Source organism: Salinicola salarius, assembly GCF_002179555.1.
Lineage (GTDB): Bacteria > Pseudomonadota > Gammaproteobacteria > Pseudomonadales > Halomonadaceae > Salinicola > Salinicola salarius_A.
The window spans coordinates 1-11,555 of the sequence record NZ_NHOU01000006.1 but is presented as its reverse complement, the minus strand read 5'-3'; the positions used below and the strand labels follow the sequence as shown (position 1 = coordinate 11,555).

The following is an 11,555-nucleotide window of genomic DNA, read 5'->3' as shown; positions in this document are numbered from 1 at the left end:
TGGCCAACGTCTATAATGGTCGCGCCGTTTCCACGACTCGAGAGGTTCACTGTTATGCGTCAATGGTTTGTGCTCAAAGGCCTGGCCGTACTGCTGTTGCTCGGCCTGCTGGCGGCCTGTGCCCAGAGCCCCCAGATTCTGTCCGTGAGTCCCAAGGTCAGCGGCGGTTTTTCGCATACCGGCAGCGGCCAGTCGGTCTCGCTGGAAGTGGTCGATGGACGCGACAGCAGCGTCATCGGCACGCGCTCGGGCAGCCCGTCGGCAACCTCGACGATTACCGTCGAGGCCAATGATGTCATTCCCAAGATCCGTGTCCAGGCGGAAAACGCCCTGCGCAGCATGGGATTCAACCCGACCAGCAGCAACGCCGGCGGCCCTTCGCTGACCCTGACGCTGACCGACCTGGCCTACGCCCGCAGTACTGCCGAGCAGCCGCTGCTGGACGCCTCCCAGCTCCAGGCGATCATCCAGGCGGAAGTGGTCAATGGCGGCAACACCTACACCGGTCGCTATACCGCCAAGCGCTCCCAGAGCTACGCCGTGAAGCCGGACTGGGATACCAACAACCGCATGGTGAGCGAACTGTTGGGTAATGCCCTGGACCGTACCTTCCGCGATCAGCAACTGGCCAGTCTGCTGGCCCGCTGATCCCGCCCGGAAGTCTCCGCCGAATGCGAAGAACCGCCTGCCACATCACCGTGGCAGGCGGTTCTCTCGTTTCGGGCTTCGGCTTTGGGCAGCCCGGGACGACGCCACACGGGACCACGACCGGACGACACCTCGGTGACAACTAGAGCGACGGGCCCCGTCTCACCAACTGCCACACGCTTTCGGTCAGGCCATCTTCGGCCTCCGATACCTCGCACAGCGTCAACTCGAAATTGGGGGCCATCAGCGCCCGGACTTCCTCGTGGGAGACGCTGAACGGCGGGCCGCGCTCCGGGTCGTCATGGGTCAGGGTGACCAGCAGGCCGCGCTTGCCCGGCAACAGCAGTTGCGCCAGATGGTGAGCGTAGCGTTGACGCGTCGCCGGTGGTAGTGCAATGAGGGCGGCGCGGTCGTAGAAGCCCGCCAGCTCGGCCGCTTCATCCACCTGAAAGTGGAAGAAGTCGCCACACCACAGCTCGACGCTCCCCTGCCGCGTGCACTCGAACCCGGATCGGCGGTAGCGAAGCGCGGGCTGATCGCCTTCCGCCACGAACTGCTCGATCGCCAGGGGCGACAGCTCGACTCCCAGTACCGGATTACCGCGCTGGACCAGCCAGCGCATGTCCCGACTCTTGCCGCACAACGGCACCAGGATCTTGGCGCCGGCGTCCAGCCCGAGTCGCGGCCAGTGCCTTTCCAGCGCCGGGTGCGGCATCTCGCGATGAAACCCGATGCGTCCTTCCTGCCAGCGCTGCAACCAATCCGCGGCGGTCATCACGACTCCTCAGGCAGGCTCAGAACCAGCGGTCGCGCTTGCGCCGGCGGCGCGGCAGATGCGGCACGATCAGGCCGACGATCAGCCCCGCGCCAGCCACCCCGCCGCCATACATGAAGTAGCGCATCAGCAGATCTTCTTCCTGGGTATCCAGACGCGCCTGCATCTCGCGCATCTTGCTCTCCGCCTGAGAATAGGCCTGATTGAGCTGATTATTGGTGGCCTGCAGCTCGTCGACCTGCGCCTGACGGCCTTCCAGTTCGTTGCGCATGTCGGCCACCCGCTGATTCCACTCGTCATCGATGCCATCGAGCCGCGTGGTCAGTTCGTCCACCTTCTTCTGGAGCGCCGGCAGTTGCTGCTGGGCGCTGGGTTGGTCCTGGATGAACTGGGACTGGACCCATACCTCGTCGCCGTCGGGGCCGCGCACCTGCGTATAGTCGCCCTGGGTCTGCAGCACGGTAACGGGATCACCACTGGTGAGCGTTCCCACGATGCGGTAGCCGTCGGTGGGGCCACTGCGCACGAACGTGGTCAATGAATCACTGACCCAGTGGCCATCCTGAGCCACGGCGGAGGCGGAAAACAGGGCCGCGCCCAAGGCGCAACCCATGACTGCATTTCGAATTTTCAACATATCGTCGTGATCTTAAATGGCTAGTCGGTAACGGTTGGGCATTTCGTGCTCATGTGACGATGAACTGGGCGACGATGAGACCGCGCATCGCTTCCTGCGAGGGCGGTGATTCAATCATCCACACTTTCTGTGGATAACCATTTGGACAACCTGCGCAGCGATCATGCCATTCACCGGCTGCTTCGGCATTGACGACAAATTGGTGAAAATCTGACCAATCCGTCATTTTCTAACCTCGTTCCACCCATCGGCCGGTCGGTATCGGCCACTCTAACCGGCTCGTTTCAGCCATCGTCCCGCGGTGGCCAGGCCATCGGCCGCGGGAACTCGGTGACATTGCCCTCGGCCTTCACGGCCTTGGCTACGCCGCCGCGCTCGACTTCGTCGATCCGCACGATGGCGCTGTAGGGAATATAACTGCGATTGACCCCATCGAACGTGCGCCGAAGCTTCTCCGCACCGGGGTCGACGACCACCTTGGTCTGATCCTCGAACACGAAGGCCTCGACTTCGATAAACCCCCACAGGTCGCTTTGAAAGATCTCTCTGGCGTAGAGTTCCCAAACTTCACCTTGGTTGTGGAACACGACCCGATAGATCGGCTTGCTGGGCATAAATGAACGGCTCTCTCGATATCATTGCCACGCAGCCGGTTCGTCCTGTCCGCGAACGCGGCATCATGGCGTCTCAAATAGGCGCAAGGGTACCACAGCCATGGCGCCGTGCGAGCGGCACGGGTTGGCTGTATGGCCTCATCCCCCGTATAATGCCGCGTTCTCGAGAAGGCCTGAACGGCGCGCACACTGGCTGGGCGCCGTCTTTCCTGTCTCTCCTCTTCAGTTTTTCCACGGGGCATCGGTGACGCGCGCATGGCCGCAGCAACGCAACCTATGACGAAGAAGCTCTTCATCAAGACTCACGGCTGTCAGATGAACGAGTACGACTCCGCCCGTATCGCGGATCTGCTCGGCGAATCTCATCGTCTGGAAATGACCGATGACGAAAGTGAAGCCGACGTCATTCTGCTCAACACCTGTTCGATTCGCGAAAAGGCGCAGGAAAAGGTCTTCCACCAGCTCGGTCGCTGGAAGAAGCTGAAAGCCGCGAACCCGGATCTGGTCATCGGTGTCGGCGGCTGCGTCGCCAGCCAGGAAGGCGAGAAAATTCGCAAGCGCGCGCCTCATGTCGACATGGTGTTCGGCCCGCAGACGCTGCATCGGCTTCCCACCATGCTGGATGCCCGCAGCAAGAGCGCGACACCGATCCAGACCGTGGACGTGACCTTTCCCGAGATCGAGAAGTTCGATCATCTGCCCAAGCCGAAATCCGACGGCGCGACTGCGTTCGTCTCGGTGATGGAAGGCTGCTCCAAGTACTGCACCTTCTGTGTCGTGCCCTACACTCGCGGCGAAGAGGTATCGCGCCCCTTCGAGTCGGTAATGGAAGAAGTCGTTCACCTGGCCGAACAGGGCGTGCGCGAAATCAACCTGCTGGGCCAGAACGTCAACGCGTATCGCGGCCTGGACGAGAGCGGCGACGAAATCGATCTGGCGGAACTGATCGCCTGCGTGGCGGCGGTGGACGGCATCGATCGCATTCGCTTCACCACTTCGCACCCGGTCGAGTTCACCGACAGCCTGATCGAGGCCTACGGCGAGATTCCGGAGCTGGTCAGCCACCTGCACCTGCCGGTGCAGTCGGGCTCGGATCGCATTCTTGCTGCCATGAAGCGCGGCCACGGCCGGGACATGTATATCGACAAGCTCGAGCGCATCCGGGCGCTGCGTCCGGACATCAGCTTCTCCTCGGACTTCATCATCGGCTTCCCCGGCGAGACCGACGAGGACTTCGAAGACACCATGGACCTGATCCATCGCATCGGCTTCGATGCCTCGTTCAGCTTCATCTATTCCAAGCGTCCCGGCACGCCGGCGTCCAGCCTGCCGGACGACACTCCCGTGGAGACGAAAAAGCAGCGCCTGGCGATCCTGCAGGATCGGCTCAACCAGCAGACGCAGCAGATCAGTCGCCGCATGGTGGGGAACCGGGAGCGGATTCTGGTCACCGGCTTCTCGCCCAAGGATCCGGGGCAGCTTTCCGGGCGTACCGAAAACAACCGTGTCGTCAACTTCCGGGCCGAAGATCCGACGTCGCTGATCGGCTATTTCGTCGACGTCACCATCACCGAAGCCCTGCCCAATTCACTGCGTGGCGAGCTGGTATCCGCCGACCGCTATTGAGTTAGCGCCAATCGCCCTCATCTAGCCTGACGCAAGGCGAGGCGCTCCGTGCCTCGCCTTGCTCCGCCAGACTGATTCGCATTCGATACGCGGGAGAGCCTGTCGGAACCAGGTGCAGGTTAATCCCGGTCATTGCCTCGACAGGAAGCGGCGCAGTAAGCTGGCGATAAGTTTTCAAGTTGCACCTTTTTCCAAGCCAACTTTTTCAAACCAACGGATCTCTTTGCGTTGACCCAAGACCAACAGTCTGACAGCCGCGTCGTGTCCCTGACACTCGAACCCAACGATCCCATGCGCCTGGCCAATCTCTGCGGCCAGCGCGACGAACACCTGAAGCTGGTCGAGGCCCGCCTCGGCGTGACGCTGCGCAATCGCGGCAACGTCTTCCAGCTTGCGGGCCCGGATGCCAGCGTCAAGGCAGCGGCCAACGTGCTCGAACACCTCTACCGCGAGACCGAAGCCGACGAGCTGACGCCGGATACAGTGCATCTCTATCTTCAGGAGTCCGGCGTCGAGGCGCTGGAAGAGGAAACCGGCGACATCGAAGCCGGCGGCCTGCTCATCCGGACGCCGCGAACGCTGATCAAGCCCCGCGGCTTCAACCAGCAGGGTTATGTCGCCAGCATCCGCCGCCACGACATCAATTTCGGTATCGGCCCGGCGGGCACCGGCAAGACCTATCTGGCGGTCGCGGCGGCGGTCGAGGCGCTCAATCGTCAGGAGGTCAGACGCATCCTGCTGGTACGTCCGGCCGTCGAGGCCGGCGAGAAGCTCGGCTTCCTGCCGGGCGATCTGGCGCAGAAGATCGATCCTTACCTGCGCCCACTCTACGACGCGCTCTACGAGATGCTGGGCTTCGAGCACGTCAACAAGCTGATCGAACGCCAGATCATCGAGATCGCCCCGCTGGCTTACATGCGCGGGCGGACGCTCAACAATGCCTTCATCATTCTCGACGAGAGCCAGAACACCACGCGCGAGCAGATGAAGATGTTCCTGACCCGTATCGGCTTCGGCTCGACGGCGGTGATCACCGGCGATGCGACCCAGGTCGACCTGCCCCGTGGCTCGAGCTCCGGCCTGATTCACGTGCTCGAAGTGCTGCGCGACACGGCCGGCATCGGGATTACCCAGTTTGCACCCAAGGACGTCGTTCGCCATCCGCTGGTGCAGCGCATCATCGAAGCCTACGACATCCACGAGGCAACCGAGGAAGCGGCCCAGCGCCAGCGCCGGGAAGACCGTCGTCAGGCACGCCTCGACGCGGAATCCCAGCGGGATCAAGGCGAATCATGAGTCCCGAGATCGACCGTCAGATTGCCGTCGGCACCGAGGCCGAAGCCGCCCTGCCGACACAGGCGGAGCTGGAAGCCTGGGTCGGTGCCGTGCTGGACCAGGAAGGCGATGGCCGCCACGAGTTGACGATCCGCTTCGTCGAACGGGACGAGAGCCAGCAGCTCAATCGCGACTATCGCGGCAAGGACAAGCCGACCAACGTGCTCTCCTTTCCCTTCGAGACGCCGCCCGGAATCGAGCTTCCCCTGCTCGGCGATCTGGTGATCTGCCACGACATCGTGGTGCGCGAAGCGCAGGAACAGCACAAGTCGACCCAGGCGCACTACGCCCATCTGGTAATACACGGTTGCTTGCATTTGCTCGGCCATGACCATATAGATGATCAGGAAGCCGAGCAGATGGAAGCGCTGGAAAGAACGCTGCTCACCCAGTTTGGCATCACGGACCCCTATCGTGTCATCGATCCGGAACCCGATGTCTAGACGCCGACCCACGACGCTAACATTCATCGCCATGCCGACACCGACGAGACCTTCCTGCCCTGCCTGGAACGAGGGCCGGGAAGGATCAAGCGAGACCCCGAGCTTGCCGGCCGAACAGCCTGACGAGCCTCCGCCTAGCCGCTCCCGGATTGCGGACGGGCCCCTTCGGACATCGACCATCGATTCAACACACGCTGTTATCGAGCCCCCGTCTAGTGCGGTGCGGCCACGCGCGCTGGTGTCATGCCGGCGTGCCATCGTTTTCCCCTTCCGTGCGTCATCCGAGGACAAGAGACCACAGTCATGAGCGAAGACCGATCGAGTAGCCAGAACAGTCGATCCTGGCTGGATAAACTCATCAGTACCTTCTCTAGCGATTTCGATGAACCCAGCTCCCGCGAAGAGCTTCTCACCTTCCTGCGCGAAGCCGGCCCGCGGCTGAACCTCGACCAGGATGCGCTGACCATCATCGAAGGTGCCTTCCAGATCAGCGACCAGCAGGTGCGCGAGGTAATGATCCCGCGCTCTCAGGTCACCGCGATCAACGTGACCCAGCGACCGGAAGACTGCCTGCCGATCATTCTGGAAACCGCACACTCCCGCTATCCGGTCATTGACGACAACCTCGATGACGTCATCGGCATTCTGCTGGTCAAGGATCTGCTGCCGCTGCTGAAGGGCAGCCCTCAGGAGCGCGAGGCGTTCGAGCTGCGCGATGTGCTGCGCCCGGCGATGTTCGTTCCCGAGTCCAAACGCCTCAACGGCCTGCTCAAGGAGTTCCGCGATACCCACAATCACATGGCGGTCGTGGTCGACGAGTACGGCGGTACTGCCGGTATCGTTACCATCGAGGACATCCTCGAGCAGATCGTCGGCGATATCGAGGACGAGCATGACACCGACGAGGAAGAGGACATTCGCGACATGGGCGACGGTACCTACGCCGTCCGCGCACTGACGCCGATCGAGGACTTCAACGAACACTTCGATACCGAATTTTCCGACGACGAGTTCGACACCGTCGGCGGCTTGATCATGCAGCGTTTCGGCCACCTGCCCGGTCGCAACGAACATACCGATCTCGGCGAGTGGCGATTCACCGTTCTCAATGCCGATAACCGGCGTATTCGCCTGCTGCAGGCCAGGCCGGTACCGGCCGAGGTCGAAAGCGAATCTCCACGCCGTATCGAAAGCTGATCGATCCCGCCCTTCGGGTTGCAGACACTTAACGCATTCGATCGGCAACTTTGATATAAGGGGCACTTTTCGCGAGGAGTGCCCCGACATGCCGCAAACCAAGCCTTTGATTTCCGCCCGCCGACCCTGGCCGGGCTATCTCGCTGCGCTGGTCGCCGGCGGGTTCTCCACGCTCACCTTCGCCCCCTTTCATCTCTGGTGGCTGGGCCCGGTCGCCGTGGCCCTGATGTATCTCGACCATCATCGTCTGAGCGTGGGCCAGGCCGCCCTGCGCGGCTGGCTGTTCGGCGTCGGGCTGTTCGGGACCGGCACCTCCTGGGTCTACGTCTCGATCCACGACTACGGCTATACCGGCGTGCCATTGGCGCTGTTTTTGACCGCCCTGTTCGTCGCCACGCTGGCGCTGTTCCACGCGTTCATCTTCGGTCTCTACCGGCGTTTCACCTCGCCTCGGCTCGCCTTTCTCAGCTTTGCGGGGGTCTGGGTGCTGGGCGAGGCCTTTCGTAGCTGGGCGTTCACCGGCTTCCCGTGGCTGTTGCTGGGCAGTGCCCATGTCGATTCGCCGCTGGCGCCCTGGGCGCCGATCGGCGGCGTCTACCTGCTGTCGCTGATCGTCGCGCTCAGCGGCACGTTACTGGTCGAGTTCTGCCGCCGGCGCTGGTGGGCGGTCGCGCCTGTCGCCCTGCTCTGGCTGGTGCCGTTGGCCTTGCCCACCCACTGGACGTCGCAGGCCGCCGATCCGCTGCGCGTGGCACTGCTGCAAGGCAACCTGCCCCAGCTTTCCAAATGGAGCGCCGAGGGCCAGCGCAACGCCGTCAACACCTATACCCGCATGACGCGCCAGCAGCCCGACGATGTCGACATCATCGTGTGGCCGGAAACGGCACTGCCCATGTTCGAGCAGCAGGCTCGCCCGTTCATGGCTCGACTGCAGTCGACGCTCCCCCCGGAGACGTCGCTGCTGACCGGCATCGTTCAGCGCGACGAGGCCGGGCGTTACTACAATGCCATCACGGGTGTGGGAGACGTCCGTGGCGAGTACCGCAAGAGCCACCTGGTGCCGTTCGGCGAATTCCTGCCGCTGGATTTCCTGCTGCGCGGCATCATCGACTTCTTCAATCTGCCGATGTCCGACTTTGCTGCCGGCGCCGATTCCCAGCCGCCGATCCTCACTCACCGCGTCGCCATCGGCAGCGCGATCTGCTACGAGATCGTCTATCCCGATCTGGTCGCGGAACGAGCGCGCGATGCCAATGTGCTGCTGACGGTCTCCAACGACACCTGGTTCGGTCGCTCGATCGGCCCCCTCCAGCATTTGCAGATGGCGCAGCTGCGCGCGCTGGAGAACGGCCGCTACGTCATCCGGGCCACCAGCAACGGAGTGACCGCGATCATCGACGACCGGGGCCAGCTGCGGGAGCAGGCGCCGCAGTTCGAGGCTGCCAGCGTGGTCGGCGACGTCGTCCCGATGACGGGTCTGACACCCTTCACGCGCACCGGTAGCTGGCCGACCTGGCTGCTGTCGTTGCTGCTGATGGCCCCGGCGCTGGTGTGGAAGTTCCGCCAGCCGGCGTAGGAAGATAGAACACAGGAAAATAGATAGACGGCACCGCCACTCTGCCAGGATTCGACTTCGAATCTCGCGGAGCGGCGGTGCCGTCGTCGTCTTCGGAACACCCTGACCGGCGCTCTCACGCGCTTCCGCCTCCCTTCCTGTTTCCCCTCTTCCACTTTCCGGATATGCGACGCCGGTTTATCGATTGGTTCCCGCTCGCGAGCAGACACTTGCCTCGAGAGTAACGATAGCGTTGGATGGAAGTCTTCATTTCCAGTCATCGAGTTCGCCATGACACTGTCCCTGGTCTCTCCCGACGATATTCGAAACGCCTTCTCGCAAGCCATGTCCGACATGTATCGCCAGGAGGTGCCGCAGTATGGCGACCTGCTCGAACTGGTCGCCGACATCAACCGCAAGACGCTCAAGGCGGATCCGGCGCTAGCCGCCCGGCTCGACGCACAGGACGAAATATCACGCCTGAATGTCGAACGCCACGGGGCGATCCGCGTCGGCACCGCCGACGAGCTGTCGACGCTGAGGCGGGTCTTCGCGTTGATGGGAATGTTCCCGGTGAGCTACTACGACCTATCGGAAGCGGGCGTACCGGTTCACTCCACCGCCTTCCGCCCCATCGACGAGGATTCGCTCCGGCGCAATCCTTTCCGCGTCTTCACCTCGCTGTTGCGCCTGGAGTTGATCGAGGACGACGACCTGCGCCGCCAGGCCGCCTCGATCCTTGCCGAACGCGACATCTTCACGTCGGCGGCCCGCGAGTTGATCGAACTCGGCGAGCGCCAGGGCGGCTTCGACCGCGACCAGGCCGAGCGCTTCGTGACCGAGATTCTCGAAACCTTCCGCTGGCACCGCGACGCGACCGTCGATCACGAGACCTACCAGGCGCTACACGACGCCCATCGCCTGATCGCCGACGTGGTCTGCTTTCGCGGTCCGCATATCAATCATCTCACCCCGCGCACGCTGGATATCGATGCCGCCCAGGCTGCCATGCCCGACTACGGGATCACGCCCAAGGCCGTCATCGAAGGCCCACCCAAGCGCGAGTGGCCCATTCTGCTACGCCAGACCAGTTTCAAGGCACTGGAAGAGCCGGTGCGCTTCGCCGGCAGCGACGGCGGCACCCATACCGCCCGCTTTGGCGAGATCGAGCAGCGCGGCATGGCGCTGACACCCAAGGGGCGCGCGCTGTACGACGAGTTGCTGGCACGGTCCCGCCAGGCACCAGCCGCCGCCGACAATCTCGCCCACCAGCGGCAATTGAGCGAGTACTTCACGGCTTTTCCGGATGACCTGGATACGCTGCAGCGTGACGCGCTGGCCTACTTCCGCTACGCGATCAGCGAGAGCGGTCGTCAACGTCTGGCCGGTGGCGAGCCCGCCCCGACCTCGCTGGACGAGGCCATGGCAGCGGACTGGATCGACGCCACGCCGATCACCTACGAGGATTTCCTGCCGGTCAGCGCCGCCGGCATCTTCCAGTCGAATCTCGGCGACGCCCGGCACCAGGCGTATGCCAATGAGTCCAACCAGGGCGCCTTCGAGCTTGCCCTCGGCCGGCCGGTTCACGACGAGTTCGAACTCTACGGTCGGCTGCAGGAGGACTCTCTGGCTCGCGTGCGGCAGCAGCTGGGTATCGAGGCATGAAAGGCGGGTGTCCCTAGCGCCGCAGAGAGATCTGCTCGGGCACGGGAACATTCAGAGACTGGAAGTACGAACAAAGACGGAAAGCACGAATGCAGCAAACGGATCGACAAAATAGCGACAAGACGCCCCCCATCGTCATCGTTACCGGCGGTTCTCGCGGCATCGGCGCCAGTCTGGTCGAGCGCCTGCATCGCGAAGGCTTTGGTGTGCTCTTTACACATGCCCAGTCTCCACAGGAAGCGCAAGCCCTGGAGCGAACCTTCTCTGATGGCGGCCCGGTGGTTCGCGGCTTGCAGTGCGACGTTGCGAACCCCGACGCATCAACGTGTATCTTCGATGCCGCCGAAGCGCTCGGCGAGCCCGTGGCACTGGTCAACAACGCGGGGATCACGGGCGGCCTGGGTCCTCTGGCCAAACTCGGAGACAACGAACTGGACCGGGTCATTGCGGTCAATCTCGCGGCGCCAGCCAGGCTATGTCGCGAGGCAGCACGACGCTGGCAAGATCACGACAGTCGCAAATCCATCGTCAACATATCGTCGGTCGCCGCCCGGACAGGATCGCCCAACGAGTATGTTGTCTACGCGGCAACCAAGGCGGGTCTGGAAGCTCTCACACGGGGTCTGGCCAAAGAGCTGGCGGGAGCGAACATCCTCGTCAATGCAGTTTCGCCCGGCACAACGGATACCACGCTTCATGCCCGCTCGGGTGAGCCGGGCCGGGCCAAACGCGTCGCCGAGAAGATACCGCTTGGCCGTCCGGGACAACCTGACGAGATCGCCAACGCCATCGCATGGCTGCTTTCGGCGGAGACGAGCTATATCACGGGCTCGGTGATCGAGGTGACTGGAGGCCTCTAGGGAAACGCTGCACAAATCCCGCCGCAGCTGCCTGGCAGCCACCAACGGGGTAAAATCGGGCTATACCGCCCTCGTCTGACAGAGCCATCCGAATGAAGCAGATCTCGTTCGCCCAGGCTGAGCACCAGACCAAGAAGAAAGTCACCCGCCGCGAGCGGTTCCTGGCCCCAATGGATGCCGTGGTGCCATGGCAACGACTG

Annotated in this window: 12 protein-coding genes and 1 pseudogene; 9 read left to right on the top strand and 4 right to left on the bottom strand. The window is 63.0% G+C overall.

The genetic code is table 11. The features are described from left to right. Positions 1-54 precede the first annotated feature (54 nt). The gene (locus tag CCD76_RS06480; protein WP_087718714.1) at positions 55-648 is read left to right on the top strand and encodes a YajG family lipoprotein; all 594 of its coding nucleotides are present in this window, start codon (positions 55-57) and stop codon (positions 646-648) included. A gap of 142 nt (positions 649-790) precedes the next feature. On the opposite strand, the gene CCD76_RS06475 is transcribed toward CCD76_RS06480, so the two are convergent. The 4 genes from CCD76_RS06475 to CCD76_RS06465 form a co-directional block, all read right to left on the bottom strand. After that, the gene (locus CCD76_RS06475) at positions 791-1,423 is read right to left on the bottom strand and encodes a thiopurine S-methyltransferase (RefSeq protein ID WP_087718713.1); all 633 of its coding nucleotides are present in this window, start codon (positions 1,421-1,423) and stop codon (positions 791-793) included. Positions 1,424-1,442: 19 nt separating this feature from the next. Next, positions 1,443-2,036 carry a TIGR04211 family SH3 domain-containing protein gene (locus tag CCD76_RS06470; protein WP_256961161.1) on the bottom strand — a complete coding sequence of 198 codons (594 nt, stop codon included), beginning with the start codon at positions 2,034-2,036 and terminating at the stop codon, positions 1,443-1,445. A 73-nt stretch (positions 2,037-2,109) separates the two neighbouring features. Then, positions 2,110-2,286: a hypothetical protein gene (locus CCD76_RS20025; protein ID WP_157957044.1), complete on the bottom strand. Its 177-nt coding sequence runs from the start codon at positions 2,284-2,286 to the stop codon at positions 2,110-2,112. Between the two features lie 58 nt (positions 2,287-2,344). Next, positions 2,345-2,674 carry a DUF1820 family protein gene (locus CCD76_RS06465; protein WP_071230376.1) on the bottom strand — a complete coding sequence of 110 codons (330 nt, stop codon included), beginning with the start codon at positions 2,672-2,674 and terminating at the stop codon, positions 2,345-2,347. A 276-nt stretch (positions 2,675-2,950) separates the two neighbouring features. Between CCD76_RS06465 and miaB the strand changes: the two genes are divergently transcribed. The 8 genes and pseudogenes from miaB to CCD76_RS19700 form a co-directional block, all read left to right on the top strand. Continuing rightward, entirely contained in the window at positions 2,951-4,300 is a 1,350-nt protein-coding gene (gene miaB, locus CCD76_RS06460) for a tRNA (N6-isopentenyl adenosine(37)-C2)-methylthiotransferase MiaB (RefSeq protein ID WP_087718712.1), read from the top strand. Positions 4,301-4,591: 291 nt separating this feature from the next. Beyond that, complete coding sequence (locus tag CCD76_RS06455) at positions 4,592-5,596, top strand: PhoH family protein (RefSeq protein ID WP_083387181.1); 1,005 nt, start codon at positions 4,592-4,594, stop codon at positions 5,594-5,596. Further along, complete coding sequence (ybeY, locus tag CCD76_RS06450; RefSeq protein WP_087718711.1) at positions 5,593-6,078, top strand: rRNA maturation RNase YbeY; 486 nt, start codon at positions 5,593-5,595, stop codon at positions 6,076-6,078. Before CCD76_RS06455 ends, ybeY begins: the two co-directional genes overlap by 4 nt. 303 nt (positions 6,079-6,381) lie before the next feature. Further along, entirely contained in the window at positions 6,382-7,275 is an 894-nt protein-coding gene (locus CCD76_RS06445) for an HlyC/CorC family transporter (RefSeq protein ID WP_087718710.1), read from the top strand. Positions 7,276-7,363: 88 nt separating this feature from the next. Continuing rightward, positions 7,364-8,851 carry an apolipoprotein N-acyltransferase gene (gene lnt, locus CCD76_RS06440; RefSeq protein WP_087718709.1) on the top strand — a complete coding sequence of 496 codons (1,488 nt, stop codon included), beginning with the start codon at positions 7,364-7,366 and terminating at the stop codon, positions 8,849-8,851. Positions 8,852-9,121: 270 nt separating this feature from the next. Then, on the top strand, positions 9,122-10,495 hold the full coding sequence (gene hglS, locus CCD76_RS06435; protein ID WP_087718708.1) for a 2-oxoadipate dioxygenase/decarboxylase HglS: 1,374 nt from the start codon (positions 9,122-9,124) through the stop codon (positions 10,493-10,495). Between the two features lie 89 nt (positions 10,496-10,584). Beyond that, on the top strand, positions 10,585-11,355 hold the full coding sequence (locus CCD76_RS06430; RefSeq protein ID WP_087718707.1) for an SDR family NAD(P)-dependent oxidoreductase: 771 nt from the start codon (positions 10,585-10,587) through the stop codon (positions 11,353-11,355). 92 nt (positions 11,356-11,447) lie between these two features. Further along, positions 11,448-11,555, top strand: a pseudogene (locus CCD76_RS19700) (IS5/IS1182 family transposase); the annotation flags it as partial.